This window comes from Methanosphaera sp. BMS (assembly GCF_003268005.1).
GTDB lineage: Archaea > Methanobacteriota > Methanobacteria > Methanobacteriales > Methanobacteriaceae > Methanosphaera.
This window is the reverse complement of sequence record NZ_CP014213.1, coordinates 1,916,559-1,933,519: the sequence shown is the minus strand read 5'-3', so window position 1 is coordinate 1,933,519 and position 16,961 is coordinate 1,916,559. Positions and strand designations below refer to the sequence as shown.

The window sequence follows — 16,961 nt, the reverse complement described above, 5'->3', positions numbered from 1 at the left end:
CAAAATTTTATATATTCTGTATCGCTATGATGATGAAATAAAAAAAGTAATGTAATGTATTATAGAAGATTGACTTCTAAAATCACGGGAGTTAATGTTTTTAAAATGTTTGAAGATACAAAATCCCACTTGTATCGTGTTATGTCTTGAAGTTGTCGTTAATAGTCTTTAGTTTCAGTCTTTCCTTCTCAAAGTCTTCCTTCAAATCCTTCATATTGGCATATTGGCTTTTGACGAAGTTTGTGGTATTATGGTCCAGTGCTATGTGGGGAATGTGAATGTATTCCGGTCCATAGATTAATGGCAGGTAATCCTCAACGTTGTTTGGCGATTTAAATTCATAGCCTTCAAATTCGATCTTATCTAATGGGAATATGTAATCTGCCGGATATATCCTATTGCATATGTTATTGTGCAGGCCATCTATTGCATCGGATAACTGGTTGGTCTTAGTTCTGGTGAATTTCATCTTCTTGCTCTGTATTTCCAGTCCTTCATCGAATGTCCACTGGCCGCTTGCTATTTTATCCCTTAGTTCTACCTGCAGTTTTTGCTGAACTTCATTTCTTTTTTCAGTTAATCCTTCATCTTCAATGTAATCCTTTGGAAATACGTCAAAGTGAACGTAAGGTCTTTTATAGGCACATTGGAAAAAGAGGATGAACGTACCTTCATTCAAAATATCCAACACATTGGCATCTTCAGGGAAGTTTTCATGGGGCCTTGTTAGTTTTGATATGATTATATTGTCCTTTATTTCGGGTATTTTATTTATTTCTTCTGGAAATATCCTTATGAATTTATCATAGTCTTCTCTGAGCATGCCAATGTCCAAATCATCGTCCCATGGTACAAAGCCTCCATGTCTGGTTGCACCAAGCAGTGTTCCATAGTCTAACCAATAGTCAATGTCATGTTTTTTACATATGTTGTCAAATAATCTGAGCAATTCCAGAAGTAAAAGTTGTATTTCTCTCATAACGCCGGTTGCCTTGATGTCACAGCTGCTGAATATCAAATCCAGCATTTTGTAATGGGTTTCCAGTTCCTTGAGTTTGTTATGGTTATTGAATGTTTGAACCATGTGTATGACTTTTGAATTGTTTTTAACGAAATTTGGCATTAGACCATATAATTTGGATAATATGAAGACCATGTTGTTGCTCCTAGGCTTTAATTAATTATACTTATTTGTAATGGATATTATTTAATGTTATCTATGATACTCTTTTTTTAAAATTGTAATTTTGATTATTATTTTGAAGCTATTACTTTTGTTTTGCAAGTTTAAGATAAACATCAATAGTCGAGGTGGAATGCTGTAATAAAATTCTCCTATCTATTCTATTGTTTTTAACAAAATAAAACTATCCAACGTATTATTATTTTGTATTATTTTATTATCATTAGTATTTTGTTTTTAAAAAAAACTATCATTACTATTAATTTAATTTATGAAGTATTATATATTTAGTATAAAGTAAAATATCCTTTAAATTTTATCCATTGTTTTTATAATTATGATATCTTTTTATTTTTTATTATAGAAAAACTTTATATAGTTATATTAAACATAAAAATAATTATGATGCCTATAACTAATTATAGTGACATAAAAATTAAAATTTATTCTACAAGCAAAGGAATTAAAATTGTAGATAGTCCTATAAAGATTCAAATATTAAGTATGTTGGATGGTCAAGTCAGCGAAGCTGAAATAGTCAGTACAACTGCAAAATCTAAATCAACTATATCTGTTCATTTGAAAAGTTTGATAGATGAAGGTATTATAAACTATAAAGCACACCCAATGGATCGTAGAAGTAAGCTGTTCTACGTAGTTGCGGAGTATATAGGGGAGATTTATCCTGATAGGATAATCTATAAGTCTCCAGATTTCGAATCCGAAATAAATACTAGGGAAGAATTGTATGTTGAACTGTTAAAGCAATTCAAGTCAACATTATTGATTCATGGTTTACAACTAGAACCGTTAGAAGTAGCAACAGGTCAAAAAATAGGAAGTCACTTATATTCTTCTTTCAAGTATGAAACATTAGATGAATTACTGGAGTTAATAAGAGAAAAGTTTGAAGAATTGAAAATCGGTGAAATAAAAGTATCAAGTACCGATCCGTTAATCTTTAAAAACAATACTTGCCAGGAATGTTTCAATATACAATATAACTTACCTACATGTAATATTACAAAAGGTATTCTCAAGGGAATTTTAGAAGAACACTTTAAAAAAGAAATATTTATTGAAGAAGTAGAATGTACCTCAAAATTTGATGATTCATGCACATTTGTGGTTGATTTGTAATCAAAAAAAATTATTTCTTTGGGATTTTTTTAATCCCTTTATTATTACTTATTTTAAAAAATTTAAACTTTTACTGCCGTTACCCGGGATATTATTTTTAAATATAGTTTTTTACCAAAAGTATATACCATTTTATGAACATATATATTTCTATGAAAACTGAAAATAAAAAAGTCAAAAATCATTTATCATTAAATGAAATGAATGACTTATTAAAAGAGTATAGAGACTCCTATGAAATATACAGACATTTATTATTAATTAGAATGGTTTACAAAGGTGAAACCATATCTAAAGCTTCTGATAATTTAAATATATCTCGTAAAACCGGTGAAAGATGGATAAAAGACTATAATGAATCAGGTTTTGATGGATTAACTTCAAAATATTCTAATTGTGGAAGAAAATCATTATTATCTAATGAACAAAAACAATATTTATATGATAAAATTACAGGAAATGAAGAAAATTATGACTTAAAAAGAGTAAAAAAATTAATTAAAGATGAATTTGATATAGAATACAGTGATAAACAAGTTTGGATCATAACAAGAGAAAAATTAAACCTTAATTATGGAAAACCAATGTTAAAATATTCAACAAGACCAAAAAATGCAGAAGAAAAACTTAAAAAAAACAAAGTTCATTAATGCAAAAACAGACAAAATCGCAATATTAGACGAAACAAGATCACAAAATGTACCAAATACATCAAGAGTATTATATAAACCAGGAACAAAAAATATTATAATTAAACCTCCTGTAAAATTTGGAATAAACATTGTAGGCTTTCAAGGAATAAATTGTAATTCATACATGGAAGAAAATACAAAAAATAATGCATATACATTTTTAAAAACACTTTGTAACTTCAGAGCACTGAATACAAACAACAAACAAGTTATAAAACAAATTAAACAAGCAATAACAAACCCTAATTTAAAAATAGAAAATATACAATCAATTTACATCAAAACCAGTTATCAACTAAGGATTTAATAAATAAAATAAATGATGAATTATATAATGAAAATTCAAAACAAAAATCAATAGAAAAAATACAAAAGATCTGTAAAAAAGAGGATATACACAACACCCAAAAAATTGCTAATTTACAACGAGAAATAATAGTAAATAACTTACAAAACACTGAAATAAAGGATTTATTATCTAAAGAAAAACCTATTTACCTAATACTTGACAATGCAAAAATACATCATGCAAAAATTATAGAAAAGGTATGTGACATATTAAACCTCAAATTAATCTTTTTAGAACCCTATTGTCCTGATTTAAATCCTATAGAAGATGTATGGAGAACAATAAAAAGAAAAATATATAATTCCAATTATAAAACATTGGATGAATTGATTGACATATTTAAAAGGTTATTTTATGAAATAGTGGATAATACGACTTTCTATGAAAACTGGCTTTCAGAGTATTTTATGGTATAAACTTTAGGTAAGAAACTATATTATATTAATGAAAATCATTATCTCCATTTGATATCCCGGTCAAATAGGATATAATCATATCTTTAAGATTTTAATAATCCTTTCCGGAAGCAGTTGCTTGATTATTTTAAGATCATCTTCCCCGAAGGTTTTAAGGGCCAGTATCATCACTACATAAACCACTATACCCACAGCCACACTTGTAAACAAGTCAATGTGTAGGTAGTAAACCACAACACTCATCACGATACTTGCAATAAACGGTTTTACGAGGATATCCCTGAACGGTACGTCATATCCATACTTGTGCATTATGTGAAGGTAGAAGACCACCATGCTCACCTCATTTAACACGGTAATCATAGCCGCTCCAATACCGCCAAAGAGTTTAATCAATATTAAATTACCCACGGTACTTAAAATCAGGCATATGAATGTTGCCTTTACGGTTTCATGCTGCTTATTGATTGATGCAATGCTGATACCGAGGATGTAACTTAAGAATATTGCAGGTAATGCCCATATAATCAACCTTAAAATTTCTATGGTGTTAACATAGCTTGGCCCATAGATAAACATTATAATCTTATCCGAGAGTATCATCGTACCAAACACAATAGGTATGCTAAGAAGCGTCAGGTATTTCAATGATTTCTTATATGAATAGTCAAGCAGGTCCTTTCTGTCAACATAGAACTTGGAAAATATTGGCATGACGGCGGTTGAATAAACCGTCGGTATGAATATCAATGCCTGCATCAGGTTGAACGCCGCGGTATACTCTCCCACCACGGCACTACCTGTAAACATATTAAGCAGTATGGTATTCATCTTAAAGGATATCAATGCGAATATGCTGGTAATGGCCAGTGGAAATGCATGGTATATCAGGTACTTCCAGAATTTAAAGTCAAACTGGAAGTGGATTAAGCCATAGTTTCTCGTACAGATGATGAAGCTGTATGTCAGCATCACAAGAGAGGATATAAGATAAACCATGGATACCGCTATAACGGACTGCTTTGTAAATACGCAGTACAATACACCTATAAACATACAGACAGCATTAATGATGTCGGCTATTGACTGATACTCCATCTGTTCATGTGCCCGGAACATTGATGTGAACGTTCCGCTGAATGCATTTATAATGACCGATGAACCTACAAGATACACTACCATTTTTGTTGTTTCATCAAATGTACCTATATTTACAAAGGCCACGAGTATCATCATGGTAATGATGGACAGTATCAGCTTTATACTGCCATGGTTACCCATATACTTGTAGGTCCTATCCTTGTCTCTTGCTACCTCACGGATAGTAAGGGTGGATAATCCCAAATCAGTAAATATTGCAAAAAGCCCCGATATTGCAGTGGCGAATGATATTATTCCAAAGTTTGTTGTTCCAAGATACCTTGCGGAGTATAAAGTGTAAAAGAATGCAAGAACGTAACCAACAAGTTGTGATAAGAACAATACTCCCGTGTTTTTTACCAAAGTTCTAACAGTACTCATAATTAATCCTACCTGAACAAGTCCTTTATCTTAGTATTAAGTGTATATTTAACAACCGGCCTGTCTTTAATGTACTTTGCAGGCACTCCTCCGTACAAGCACCATGCCGGAACGTCCTTTGTAACGACGGCACCTGATGCTATGACGGCCCCTTCATGTATATGTACTCCGGGCATGACCATAACTCTTGTACCTATATAAACGTAATCGTCTATAATTACCTCGCCGGATGTGCTTTCAAATGTGGGGCTTGTAATGTCATGTTCCATGGTATATACCTGAAAGTTACCTGCAATGTTAACGTTGGAACCTATATATAATCCCCCGCGACCGTCAAGGAATGCATCATTTCCGATGATGCTGTTATGTCCTATGTGTACGTTTGATGGCCTGAAGAAGTTGCACTTCCAGTATATGATTGAATCCTTGGGAAGCTTTACCTTAAACAAGTGCCTGTACATGAATTCCCTGAATCTATGGGAGGGTACATTGCCGGTTAAGTGGATAAGGTAGATGTTCAAATCATGAAGTACCCTAAATGCCTGGAATATCCTCTTGGAGATGAAGGATTTCGGATCATTTTCCACCTTGTCTTTCAAAATCTTCTTAATGTTCAAAATTCTTCACCCATAAATTTATCGGAAATTAAATTCAACGCCTTTTCAACTACAACATCCATGTTCATATATTTGTATTCGGCTAATCTGCCAAGAAACGTGACGTGTTCAAATTCATCGGCCAGTAACTTATATCTGTTATATAATTCCTCATTTTTCTTTTGAGGTATTGGATATGAAGGTATGTTGGCGTCCTTATCCCTGTAATCGTATTGTTCTGGAAATTCAAATTGTACCGTGGTCTTATCACTTACCTGTCCCGTTAAATATTTGTACTCCGTTATTCTTGTGAAATGGTAGTCATTGGGATAGTTTATGGTGGCATTTTCCTGAAATCTTTCCTTATCGGAGGTTTCATCCATAAATACCATGGCTCTATATGGCAGCGGTCCATACCTGTAATCAAAGAATTCATCAATCATACCCGTAAAGATTACTTCTCCGGTAAACTCCTCATCATATAGATATACCTTTTTTTCTTCATAGTCAATGCTAAGTATTTCATGATAATCCTTATTCAATAGTATGTTGATGTTGTGATTGGATAGCATATTGGCAAACATCTTCGTATAACCATCACGCGGAATGCCCTGATATGTGTCCTGGAAGTATCTGCAGTCATATGATATATGCACGGGAACCCTGGCGGTTACGGATTCGTCAAGTTGTTCTGGTTTTAATCCCCACATCTTCTCAGTATAATGTAGGAATACATTTTCATAGACATAATGTGCCAGTTTTGCAATTGAGGGGTTATCTGATTTTTTCATTTCAAGTATCGGCACTTTCTGGTTTACTTCATATTCATCCAGTATGGCACTTTTAACGTGATTGGATATGTCCGGAAGACATTTGTCAATACTTATCAGGTTAAATGGTATCGGTACGAGAATGTCCCCGATTTTGCCCAGTACCTTATGGTTGTAGCTAATCCATGTCGTGTATAATGACAGATAGTTGTATACTCTTGTACTGTTTGTATGGAAGATGTGCGGTCCATATTTATGTACAAGTATCCCGTCATCATTATAGTAGTCATGGCAGTTTCCACCTATATGGTCTCTCTTGTCGATTAACAGGACCTTCTTATTAAGCATGTTTGCTATTTGTTCGGCCATTGTTATACCTGCAATTCCGGCACCTACAATAATAAAATCATATGCCAATACTTCCACCTCACTATATTTATTTTTAATCCTTGTTATTACTATTTAATTTTCCTATTATTTTAATCCCTTTGTTTTGTAGGAATATAAACATTGCTATTGTTATGAATATTTCAGTAATTGTAAATGAAATTGCTATTCCCACTTCTTTTAACAGGTATATCAGTATTATTCCCAGTATAATATCAAGCAATCCTCCAAGCATCACAATGGTGGTAAATGCTTTTTTATAGTTGAATGTAAGCATGGTTTCTATACCGAATATTGTACTGAGTGATACGGCAAGAGGAATTATTGACATTATCTGCAGCAGTATTGTTGATGAGGCATAACTTGGGCCGAATAATGTCAGGACTATCATCTTTGAGAATATAAACAATCCCAGACTCAATATAAATCCCACAACCGCCATAAGTTTGGTCAGTTTTCGTATAAAGATTATGCTTGTCTTTTTATCGTCATTGACACTTCTGCTGATAAATGGATATAATGCCTGTGAAATCGGATTTAAAAGTCCATTGACGGCTAGTATCATCTTTTCGGCAATGCTATAATAACCCACCAGGGTATTGTTTGTAAGCAGACCTAATAGGAATGTATTTGTTGTAGTGTACATGTTAATTGCTATTGTAGATATGAATACATGCCATCCTTCCTTCAGATGATATAGGATATCCTCCTTTGATGGAATTTTTAATTTGATGTCAAACTTTGTAATGGCGATGTATAATCCTATTGCTCCAACAACTATAAGTCCAAATGAATTGATGATGGGCACCAGGATGTAATCTTCTTTCTGGTGTATCAACAGGAATATCAGTACAGTGAATATGACCTTTCCAATTATATTCAGGATACTCGTGTATTTCATATACTCCATGCCCTGAAACAGCCAGGTAGGAAATAGGATATAACCGATAACCATCCCAAACGTCAATAGATATATCATGGCATCTTTATTGAACTTTGCTATGAATGTTATAAGCAGCAATGTAATCATAAAGCTTATTATACACAACATAACCTTTATAAACATTACCGAGTTAAATATCCGCGATACCTTCTCGTTATCCTCCTTTACAATGGCAAGTTCCCTTGTGGCAGATAGGTTAAAGCCGTAATCCGTAAAGAATTGGAAGTAGGTTATCAGGCTGATGGCATACTGTGTCAGTCCAAACAACTCCGGACCTAAAGTCCACGTCAGATAGGGTAGAGTTATCAGTGGCAGGATATAACTGGCAAATTGCAGGCCGGTTAATGAAAGCATGTTTTCGAGAATGGTCTTATACTCATTTCTTTTAAATAAACCTGTAATTCTTGAAATCATATAATTAATCCCCGAAATAAAAATAGAAAAGGAAAGGTGTTTTTAATTGTCATCATCGAATTTTTTAACAAAGTAATCGATTGTCTCTTTAAGTTCTTCTTTAAAGTCATGTTCACTTTTAAATCCAAAGGCATTTTCTGCTTTCGCAATATCCGCTACGGAATGTCTGATATCACCGACTTGTGACTTTTCATATACTGGGTTGAAGTCATATCCCATCAAATCACATATCTGGTGGAGTAAATTATTTATGCTTGTTTGTTTTCCATGTGCTATGTTATATACTCCCGTCACATCACTTTTTGCTATTTGGATATTTGCTTTCGCTATGTTTTTAACGTAAATAAAGTCTCTTGTCTGGTCTCCGTCACCGAATATTATTGGCCTTTCATCATTAAGCAGTGCCATGATAAACTTTGGAATCACTCCGCTGTAAGCAGAGTCAACGTTTTGTCTTGGACCGAATACGTTGAAATATCTTAGACATGCCGTCGGAAGGTTATATGTCTGGTTAAATGTGTATGAATATAACTCCAGTGCTGATTTGGATACTGCATATGGTGATAGTGGATTCAACGGAAGATCTTCACTGTTTGGCAGTACTTCTGTTTCACCGTAGACTGCGGCTGATGATGCTGAAATAACCTTTTTGATGTTGCTTTGGCATGCGGCCTTGAGTACTTTGAAAGAACCTTCAATGTTAACTTTGTTGGTTTCATCCGGTTTTTGAATACTTTCGGGAACACTTATTAATGCCGCTTCATGAAATACATAATCATGTCCTTCAAACACGTGGTTCAAATCCGTTTCTGTTATGTCTGCACATATTAACTCTATTCTGTCATGATCTAACTCTTTTAAGTTTTCAACGTTTCCAGTGGTCATATTGTCTATAATAGTTACTTTACTTGCTCCCTCATCCAAGAGCGATTGGGCAATATGTGAACCAATAAATCCGGCTGCTCCGGTAACTATACATTTTTTTTGCTTCATGTTCTTTATTTCCTGTATTATTTTACTACATTGTATCTGAGATTCAATGTTCTATATGGTGCATCAATATCGTCTTTATATAATTCCACTACTAATAACTGATCGTTTCCTAATACATTTGCATTATTGAGATAATAGGGTGTTTCGATTTTTTCATTATTGTCTAATGTGTAGTTGTATTCGGCTTGTAAATAGCCATCCTTTTTAACTTTGACTGTGTAATTTACTTGTTTATGTTCCTTGTTTATTATTCCAATTATTATCTTTTCAATGGAATACTGTGTAACATTTGTAGGATAATCCGTCGTATCGTTATTGGAATCCAAAAGGTAGAATTCCGTATAATCCTCTCCGGGATTATGTATTACAACCAGATAAATTACAGAGATTATTGCAACAATTAAGGCTACAAGTAACAATGCCTTAATTATTTTATTTATTCTTTTCATAGTAAGTCCATTAATTTGATGTATATTACTATTTATGTTTTTAGTTATATAGATAATTATAGCGAAGTAATTCTTTGGATTATATAAAGAGGAGTTTTTTCATGAATGAAAAATTTTATGTAACTGATTGTGAAGGACCATTATCAATAAATGATAATGCATATGAAATAGCTGATTATTTTATACCAGAAGGCGGTGAATTTTTCAGTATTTTAAGTAATTATGATGATTTGCTAGCAGAAAAGTATCCTGATACTCATTTTACCGGAAGTACATTGAAATATATTTTACCCTTTTTCAAGGCATATAATCTAACAGAAAAGGACCTGGTGGAATTTTCACAGGATAACATTAACATGATTGACGGAGCATACTCCATGATAAGTTATGTTCAGAACATCATGCCCTTTTATATTGTAAGTACCAGTTATAACCAGTATATAAAGGCTTTAAGTGACAAGACAGGATTCAATTATGAGAATGCCTACTCTACAATATTAAAGATGGATGAATATGTATTATCCACAGAAGAAGCGGATAAACTGCTTGAGATGCGTGAAAACATATTGTTTGACTCAAGCTTTGAAAATATCGATAATCTCTTTTCAAATGTGATAGGTAATATGAAGATTAATTCACTGATAGAATCCGTCAAGCCTATTGGTGGAATAGGTAAATATGAGGCAATAATTGACATAATTGAAAAAAACGATTATAAAGCTGAAAATCTGATGTACAGCGGTGACAGCATAACTGACAAGGAAGCATTATCCTATGCCCGGGATAACGGTGGAGTAAGCATATCATTCAACGGCAATATTCATTCAATCAAATCGGCGTCAATCAGCATAGCATCAGAAAATAATCTTATACTGGCAGTCATCGCCGATGTATTCAATAACAAGGCGACCGCCGGGGTATATGATTTTATTCATGAATATAACGAAAATCCCTTGGAAGCATTGCTGGACTATTCCATTGATGAAAGTATCACCCAGGAATTACTACTTACCAAAGCATCAATAGATATAATTGATGATGAAAATGTGGACAAATTAAATGACAAGGTAAAAATAACCCGTAATAAAATACGGGGCAAAAACATTGGAGATTTAGGATAGGAGTTGATATTATGGATTTTGATATAGAAGATACATATTGTGAAGCATTTATTGGTACCTGTGTAAGGATGATTGTAACGGCAGAAGATGACAAGACAATAGAAAAGATAGCATATGATGCATGTGCAACACCCGGAACGGTTATAGGAAGAACAGAGTCAGGGGTTGAAAAATTTTTATCACCCGATCAGACACCGGATAACAGGCCGGGGGTGTTAATACAGTTCTGGTATAACACCAAGGACCTGGCAAAATTCGATAAGGAATTGTCCTTCAGAATAAGACAGGACATACTGGTTAAGCCATTTGTTAAGATATTCGATGCATCAATAGACCCATTTGATTATATAGATACAACCGAACATGTAGGCCACTGCGGAGATGGATATGAATGGACAGAGGAAATATATGGTCGTACCATGATAAGAGTACCCATATGTGTACCTGACTTTTATATTGAACAAAAGCTTGGATGTATGGAAGGAATAATGGGAGTTAATTTCTGGTATTACTGCAGCAGCAAAGAAGCTGTACTTGAAGCCGGTTACAAGTCATTGGATGCACTTGCAGAAGTTGATGGAATATGTACTCCATTTGATATCTGCTCTGCCGGTTCAAAGGTTGAAACAAATTATCCTGAAATAGGTCCTACAACAAATCATCCATATTGCCCATCACTTAAGGAAAAAATAGGTGATGAGTCCAAGGTGGAAGACGGCGTAAATTACATTCCGGAAATAGTTATAAATGCACTGACACTGGAGGATGCTAAAAATTCACTGATAGAAGGTATAAATGCATTAAACGGTGTTGAAGGTGTTCTTAAGGTATCTGCAGGTAATTATGGGGGAAATCTTGGTAAATACAAGTTCTACTTGAAAAAAATGCTGGAATAATTATATTTAATGCTTTGTAGGTAATAACATGACTTTTGATATAATAGGATGGGGAGCATTGAATGTTGACCGTTTGTGTAAGGTGAATGAATTTGCATCTGAGGATGGTGAAACATTCATTTATGAGGAAGCAAAAACATGTGGTGGATCAGCATCAAACACCATTATAGCAACCAGTAAAATGGGATTAAATGCAGGATACATCGGAAAGATAGGCAAGGACTCCAATGGGATGATGATGAAGGATTACCTGGAAGAGAATAATGTCGATACCGCCCATTTAATCATTGATGAAAATGATGAAACAGGAGAGGTAATAGGCTTTATTGATAATGAGGGAAATCGTAAGTTATATGTAACACCAAAGGTAAATGATAAAATCTTCAATGAAGATATAAATCGCCGATACATCAACGATACCAAAATATTACATTTAACGTCATTTGTAGGATTAAATCCTGATGATCCCTCCATAGACACCCAGTTTGAACTGTTGGAGGAATTATCCTCCGATGTCACAGTATCATTCGATCCGGGGATGCTCTATGTAAATCGTGGAAAGAAATTTATGGATAGGCTCATAGACTTAACGGATATTCTGTTAATCAACGAGAATGAACTGCTGATAGCAACGGGATTAAATGACTTTGACAGGGCAGTAGAGGAAGTATCATCCAAAGTGGATATACTTGTAGTTAAACGGTCAACCAATGGCTCATTTATTAAAAAGGATGATGAGGAGTATCATGTTGGAATATTCAACGTCGATACCGTTGACACCACTGGTGCCGGAGATGCATACAATGCAGGATTCTTATATGGAATCATAAACAACTACACTCTTAAGCAATCCGCGGTCATCGGCAGTTACATTGCCGCAGCTTCAACAACAAAGACCGGTGCTACGGAGGCAATACCAACAATTGATGAGATAGACATTGATGAAATAATTAACTCAAAAATATAACAAATGAAAAAAAAAACAATATAATAATAAACTAAGTTATTAGGCTAATAATCACTCACAAAATAATAAAATCGTTGAAGGTGCATTCTCTTGGAATATGATTTTGATTTTAAAAACAGTATCCTGGCAACATCTAAGAAGATTGATGTTATTAAGGACTCCGTTGATATGGGAGACGTGTCAGTTAAGGAACTGCTTGATATACTGCTGGCCGATGGTATTCATATCATGGTCATCATATTGATAGCTCCATTTTTAATCCCTGTTTCTATTCCAGGTAGCAGCACACCCTTTGGAATCTTGATTATACTGCTTGAATTATCTGTACTGTTTAATAAGAAACTGGTTTTGCCCAAGATGGTATCCGAGTACACGTTGTCCGAGGAGTCAATGAATAAGCTCTTTGAGGTACTCTATAAGGCAATGAGTTATATAGAAAAGATATCCAAGCCACGGGGTGATCTGACAAAAAACAGGATACTAAATAAATTAAACTCATTGATTATCATAGTGCTGGCGTTATTGTTGTTTTTACCACTGCCAATACCATTTACGGATTTTATCCCGGCGGTATCCATATTGCTTTTGTCGGTAAGTTGTCTGGAGGATGACAGTTATCTGCTGATATTGGGTTATATCGCAAGTATATTTACAATGGGTTATTTCGCATCGGTAGGATACATAGGTGTTGAAATAATTAAAAATGTGATATATTATCTGTTATCATTCATTTAAAAAAAGGATAAGGTGGATGTTTAAATGTTTACCTTTCTACTGTCTTCTTCTTGGTTTAGGAGCAGGTCTTCTTTCATTATTGGAAGGGGTTTTATTAATGTTGTTTAACTTTTCCTTCCAATTGGATGCCTTTCTGTTGGTATTGAAACTAATTTTTTCCGTTGATTCTTTAACTTTTCTGATATAAGGCCTGTTGTTTTCTCTTATCTTCCTGATTTTTGGTTTTTCGGTGGAAATTGTTGTTATTTCATCATCATCGTGTCTTTCTGGTATGATGTCGTTTTCACTGCTTGTTTCTGGTATGATGTCGTTTTCACTGCTGGTTGTTGTTTGATAGATGACGTTTTCCTTAGGCTGTGTACGGCGAACATTGGCCTGTTTTGGATGGAATGTTCTGATAATTGTGTCCTTGAGTAAACCAAATGAATTCTTTACGCTTTCACCAACTTCCTTATCCTCAATTTTATATATGCTGTCATCACTTCTGCTTGAAACGATGTCTTCCTGGATTAACTCTCTACGTTTGTGTTGGCGTTGATTGATTTGTTCTATTTCATACTCAACATCTTCGAATGGTCTTTTATTTCTTTTCATATACTCGTTAAACCATGGCACTAATGGATATTCCGTGATTCTCTCCATGCTAACCCATGAGTATTTTTCGTAATGATCATTTAGGAGAATATCGCCATTCAATATGTTTGCATCCATTATGACATTTATTTCCTTTTCATCATGTGTTACGAAATCCTTTACTCCTACGATTTTACCCGGATAAACATAGTAGCCTATCTCTTTTTGAATACCTTTTGTAACGGCTTCATCAAAACTTTCATCTTCTGTAAGTGCTACTCCGGGCAAGTCCCATCTAGGTCTTTCATCCATCCTTTTTTCTTTAACTAGCAATATCTTTCCTTTTTCGTTCGGTATAAGTGTTTTAACGTACATGTTAAATGTTTTCATTTTTTAAACATCCTATTTAATTCATTTAACTATAATTGTCGATTATCTTTTATTAAGTTTATTTTATTTACTATGTATAATAGTATATTCTAACATTATAATATGTTTTTAGTTATTTTTCTAAAAAATTATTTTTATCTAAAAAAGTGATGGGGGTTAAGAATTATTGTGTATTGTTTGTGGTATTCGTCGTATTAGTTGTATTTGTAATGTTTTGTGGTTGTTGCTGTGTTTCTCCATAGAATGATTTTTCAAGATGCAATCCTCTGAGGCTTTGGTCAAAGTCCGGATTCTGTTTTAACAATGTTTTGATGTCTGTTAATACGCTATTTAATTCATTGGAACTGTCGGTTATGTCTTTATTTGCATTGTTTATTGCTGTCTGTGCATCTTCTTGTGATTTTTCACCTTTATAAAGTTGTGATATAGCATTTAATGTTGTAACTGTACCATTTAAATTTTTTGAGCTTAATTCTATTCTTTTCATTTGTAAATTTATATATTGTTTTTTCGTATCATTGTTTGTTGATTCATAAGTCTTGTTTAATACATTCAATTCTTCAGCATATTTTGGTGACATATCATTGTTTATAGTATTCATTAGTTCATCCACATCAGTACTTGGCCTGTTGTTGAATTTTTCAGTTGAACTGATTAGATTGGCTTCAATGGCACTGGCGTTCTGCAGGTTTTTATTAAAGCTTTCAGTCAATACCTCTTCCTGATATGATTGGTATTGTGTTACTCCAAAATATGCGACAATTGCAAGAATAACGATTGCAGCTATAATTGAAATCTTTCTTTTATTCATCATATCACCTATTACTTTAATTTATCAAATGTAATATATTAATTTTAAGAGTATTTTTTGTTTTGTTGAAAATGGCAAAATATTAATTTAACGGGAAATTAATATTATTCGACGTGTCATATCATATTATTTTAATGTAATTTTACCTTTTGTTGCTCTTATTCGATATCCGTTTTACTTTTAATTGGGTATTTTCCATTATTTGGTCATAACATATGAAAATTTTTTTTATTTGTATTTTCTTTAAAATAATATATACTTTGTACGAGATATATTTACTTATGTTAAATTTTAATGGTGGACACCATGATTGATGATGATACACATTCAAGACTAGAATTATTACAACAGAATAAATTACTTATTCATGAGTTATTCCAATTGGAGCAGGATGGACATAAGGATGCTCGTGAATTATATCATGATGAAATTGCAGGATTTTTCATCCGTACCGATGACGGATCTTTCACATTATCATCAGACAAAAGGGAATCAGGAGATTCAGAAACATTACATAGCAAATATGGTGCCTTTTCAGAGTCATATGAGAAGTTTGTCAAACCATCTAACTTATTGGAGATTGCCCAGCACAAAAAGTCAATCAGAGTCTTGGATATTTGCAGTGGCATAGGATACAATACAACAGCATTGTTGACTTACCTTAAGGATGAAGATGTTGAAATTGAAATTGACATGGTCGAATCATCAATAGAAACGTTAGCCACCATACTGTTTATTCCTGATGTATCAAAAGCCTACAGTTATGTAAAAAAGGAAGTGGAAACCTATCTGATTGACAAGGGTTATCTGCAGTTTAACAAGGTCTTAAGTACAGTTCCTTCAAATATTCATATCAATATCCATGTGTGTGATGCAAGGGAATTTATTAAAAATGAGGCTCACGGCAAATATGATGCTGTTTTCTTGGATCCTTATAGTCCATCAAAAAGTCCTGAATTGTATACTGTTGATTTCTTTTCCAGGATTAAACAATTTTTGGAAGAGTATTCTCTGATATTGACCTATACCGCGGCCAGTCCGGTTAGAAGTGCATTGGTTCATGCGGGTTATCACTTGGGCGAAGGTCCTAGTTTTCATAGAAGTGGTGGAACCATAGCTTCATTAAGTCAGGATATGATAACAACGCCATTATCATTCAGCGACGAGAAGGTAATAGCCTTGAGTGATGTCGGCGTTCCATATATTGATCCCGAGTTGAATGATGATTATGATACGATAGTCAACAGAAGACGAAGCACCCGTGAAAAAATCAGGGGTGTAAGCGTATTTCCATCATCCAGTAAGCTTCCCCGCTATATAGGACTTGATCCTGAAAGCATCGAGGATGTTAATCTTAGGGAAAAATTAAATGGTTATGTTAATGCTATGGGATTTGAGTCAATAAATGACTATAGGATACATGATATATTGAATATTGATCCTAATTTGTCCAGTCGTGACCAGATTCTGGCACTTGAGGATAATTTACATAGAATATTGGGTTAATTTATCTGGTCTTTAAAGCTATTTTTATAGTGGCATCTAACACTTCTTTGTCTTGAAGGTTATGTCCTGTCAATGGGCTTGTTTGAAAAAATAATTCTTGACGGATAAT

The 16,961-nt window shown here is 33.7% G+C and carries 18 protein-coding genes; 9 read left to right on the top strand and 9 right to left on the bottom strand.

Annotation, left to right across the window (positions count from 1 at the left end):
- Positions 1 to 139: 139 nt before the first annotated feature.
- Entirely contained in the window at positions 140 to 1,156 is a 1,017-nt protein-coding gene (locus AW729_RS07020) for a phosphorylcholine transferase LicD (RefSeq protein ID WP_112124438.1), read from the bottom strand.
- Positions 1,157 to 1,588: 432 nt separating this feature from the next.
- On the opposite strand from AW729_RS07020, the gene AW729_RS07015 reads away from it, so the two are divergent.
- The 4 genes from AW729_RS07015 to AW729_RS11540 all read left to right on the top strand — a co-directional run bounded on the left by AW729_RS07015 (position 1,589) and on the right by AW729_RS11540 (position 3,780).
- Entirely contained in the window at positions 1,589 to 2,323 is a 735-nt protein-coding gene (locus AW729_RS07015; protein WP_162685835.1) for a V4R domain-containing protein, read from the top strand.
- 152 nt (positions 2,324 to 2,475) lie between these two features.
- Positions 2,476 to 2,973, top strand: a complete 498-nt coding sequence (locus tag AW729_RS07010) for a helix-turn-helix domain-containing protein (RefSeq protein ID WP_236951213.1) — start codon at positions 2,476 to 2,478, stop codon at positions 2,971 to 2,973.
- Positions 2,936 to 3,322 (top strand): hypothetical protein, encoded by a 387-nt coding sequence (locus tag AW729_RS11545; RefSeq protein WP_112124435.1) that lies wholly within the window; start codon positions 2,936 to 2,938, stop codon positions 3,320 to 3,322. Before AW729_RS07010 ends, AW729_RS11545 begins: the two co-directional genes overlap by 38 nt.
- The gene (locus tag AW729_RS11540; RefSeq protein WP_112124434.1) at positions 3,283 to 3,780 is read left to right on the top strand and encodes a transposase; all 498 of its coding nucleotides are present in this window, start codon (positions 3,283 to 3,285) and stop codon (positions 3,778 to 3,780) included. The genes AW729_RS11545 and AW729_RS11540 overlap by 40 nt, the downstream gene beginning before the upstream one ends.
- Positions 3,781 to 3,855: 75 nt before the next feature.
- On the opposite strand, the gene AW729_RS06995 is transcribed toward AW729_RS11540, so the two are convergent.
- The 6 genes from AW729_RS06995 to AW729_RS06970 are packed head-to-tail and all read right to left on the bottom strand — an operon-like array spanning position 3,856 to position 9,853.
- Positions 3,856 to 5,301: a flippase gene (locus AW729_RS06995; RefSeq protein WP_112124433.1), complete on the bottom strand. Its 1,446-nt coding sequence runs from the start codon at positions 5,299 to 5,301 to the stop codon at positions 3,856 to 3,858.
- Between the two features lie 8 nt (positions 5,302 to 5,309).
- On the bottom strand, positions 5,310 to 5,918 hold the full coding sequence (locus AW729_RS06990) for an acyltransferase (protein WP_112124432.1): 609 nt from the start codon (positions 5,916 to 5,918) through the stop codon (positions 5,310 to 5,312).
- Positions 5,915 to 7,084, bottom strand: coding sequence for a UDP-galactopyranose mutase (glf, locus tag AW729_RS06985; protein WP_112124431.1), 1,170 nt, complete (start codon positions 7,082 to 7,084; stop codon positions 5,915 to 5,917). The genes AW729_RS06990 and glf overlap by 4 nt, the downstream gene beginning before the upstream one ends.
- Positions 7,085 to 7,109: 25 nt before the next feature.
- Positions 7,110 to 8,411: a flippase gene (locus tag AW729_RS06980; protein ID WP_236951212.1), complete on the bottom strand. Its 1,302-nt coding sequence runs from the start codon at positions 8,409 to 8,411 to the stop codon at positions 7,110 to 7,112.
- A gap of 42 nt (positions 8,412 to 8,453) precedes the next feature.
- A complete protein-coding gene (locus tag AW729_RS06975; RefSeq protein ID WP_112124430.1) occupies positions 8,454 to 9,404 on the bottom strand; it encodes an NAD-dependent epimerase/dehydratase family protein in 951 nt (316 codons plus the stop codon).
- Positions 9,405 to 9,421: 17 nt separating this feature from the next.
- A complete protein-coding gene (locus tag AW729_RS06970) occupies positions 9,422 to 9,853 on the bottom strand; it encodes a DUF1616 domain-containing protein (RefSeq protein ID WP_112124429.1) in 432 nt (143 codons plus the stop codon).
- Between the two features lie 101 nt (positions 9,854 to 9,954).
- Here AW729_RS06970 and AW729_RS06965 point away from each other — a divergent pair, with 101 nt between their 5' ends.
- The 4 genes from AW729_RS06965 (at position 9,955) to AW729_RS06950 (ending at position 13,572) form a co-directional block, all read left to right on the top strand.
- On the top strand, positions 9,955 to 10,974 hold the full coding sequence (locus AW729_RS06965) for a hypothetical protein (RefSeq protein WP_112124428.1): 1,020 nt from the start codon (positions 9,955 to 9,957) through the stop codon (positions 10,972 to 10,974).
- 11 nt (positions 10,975 to 10,985) lie between these two features.
- Positions 10,986 to 11,870 (top strand): formylmethanofuran--tetrahydromethanopterin N-formyltransferase, encoded by an 885-nt coding sequence (locus AW729_RS06960; protein ID WP_112124427.1) that lies wholly within the window; start codon positions 10,986 to 10,988, stop codon positions 11,868 to 11,870.
- Positions 11,871 to 11,898: 28 nt separating this feature from the next.
- Positions 11,899 to 12,837, top strand: a complete 939-nt coding sequence (locus AW729_RS06955; RefSeq protein ID WP_112124426.1) for a carbohydrate kinase family protein — start codon at positions 11,899 to 11,901, stop codon at positions 12,835 to 12,837.
- A 90-nt stretch (positions 12,838 to 12,927) separates the two neighbouring features.
- Positions 12,928 to 13,572 carry an exopolysaccharide biosynthesis protein gene (locus AW729_RS06950; protein ID WP_112124425.1) on the top strand — a complete coding sequence of 215 codons (645 nt, stop codon included), beginning with the start codon at positions 12,928 to 12,930 and terminating at the stop codon, positions 13,570 to 13,572.
- 36 nt (positions 13,573 to 13,608) lie between these two features.
- Here AW729_RS06950 and AW729_RS06945 read toward each other — a convergent pair whose 3' ends face one another.
- Together AW729_RS06945 and AW729_RS06940 are read right to left on the bottom strand one after the other, a co-directional pair.
- On the bottom strand, positions 13,609 to 14,535 hold the full coding sequence (locus tag AW729_RS06945; protein WP_112124424.1) for an NUDIX hydrolase: 927 nt from the start codon (positions 14,533 to 14,535) through the stop codon (positions 13,609 to 13,611).
- Positions 14,536 to 14,698: 163 nt separating this feature from the next.
- Positions 14,699 to 15,346 (bottom strand): hypothetical protein, encoded by a 648-nt coding sequence (locus tag AW729_RS06940; protein WP_112124423.1) that lies wholly within the window; start codon positions 15,344 to 15,346, stop codon positions 14,699 to 14,701.
- 306 nt (positions 15,347 to 15,652) lie between these two features.
- Here AW729_RS06940 and AW729_RS06935 point away from each other — a divergent pair, with 306 nt between their 5' ends.
- Positions 15,653 to 16,852, top strand: a complete 1,200-nt coding sequence (locus tag AW729_RS06935) for an MnmC family methyltransferase (RefSeq protein ID WP_162685834.1) — start codon at positions 15,653 to 15,655, stop codon at positions 16,850 to 16,852.
- Positions 16,853 to 16,961: the final 109 nt, after the last annotated feature.

What these genes read in the sequence shown, in the direction of transcription:
- AW729_RS07020 (WP_112124438.1), bottom strand. Translation starts at nt 1,156, where the DNA reads ATGGTCTTCATATTATCCAAATTATATGGTCTAATGCCAAATTTCGTT.
- AW729_RS07015 (WP_162685835.1), top strand. Translation starts at nt 1,589, where the DNA reads ATGCCTATAACTAATTATAGTGACATAAAAATTAAAATTTATTCTACA.
- AW729_RS07010 (WP_236951213.1), top strand. Translation starts at nt 2,476, where the DNA reads ATGAAAACTGAAAATAAAAAAGTCAAAAATCATTTATCATTAAATGAA.
- AW729_RS11545 (WP_112124435.1), top strand. Translation starts at nt 2,936, where the DNA reads ATGCAGAAGAAAAACTTAAAAAAAACAAAGTTCATTAATGCAAAAACA.
- AW729_RS06995 (WP_112124433.1), bottom strand. Translation starts at nt 5,301, where the DNA reads ATGAGTACTGTTAGAACTTTGGTAAAAAACACGGGAGTATTGTTCTTA.
- AW729_RS06980 (WP_236951212.1), bottom strand. Translation starts at nt 8,411, where the DNA reads ATGATTTCAAGAATTACAGGTTTATTTAAAAGAAATGAGTATAAGACC.
- AW729_RS06975 (WP_112124430.1), bottom strand. Translation starts at nt 9,404, where the DNA reads ATGAAGCAAAAAAAATGTATAGTTACCGGAGCAGCCGGATTTATTGGT.
- AW729_RS06970 (WP_112124429.1), bottom strand. Translation starts at nt 9,853, where the DNA reads ATGAAAAGAATAAATAAAATAATTAAGGCATTGTTACTTGTAGCCTTA.
- AW729_RS06965 (WP_112124428.1), top strand. Translation starts at nt 9,955, where the DNA reads ATGAATGAAAAATTTTATGTAACTGATTGTGAAGGACCATTATCAATA.
- AW729_RS06960 (WP_112124427.1), top strand. Translation starts at nt 10,986, where the DNA reads ATGGATTTTGATATAGAAGATACATATTGTGAAGCATTTATTGGTACC.
- AW729_RS06955 (WP_112124426.1), top strand. Translation starts at nt 11,899, where the DNA reads ATGACTTTTGATATAATAGGATGGGGAGCATTGAATGTTGACCGTTTG.
- AW729_RS06945 (WP_112124424.1), bottom strand. Translation starts at nt 14,535, where the DNA reads ATGAAAACATTTAACATGTACGTTAAAACACTTATACCGAACGAAAAA.
- AW729_RS06940 (WP_112124423.1), bottom strand. Translation starts at nt 15,346, where the DNA reads ATGAATAAAAGAAAGATTTCAATTATAGCTGCAATCGTTATTCTTGCA.
- AW729_RS06935 (WP_162685834.1), top strand. Translation starts at nt 15,653, where the DNA reads ATGATTGATGATGATACACATTCAAGACTAGAATTATTACAACAGAAT.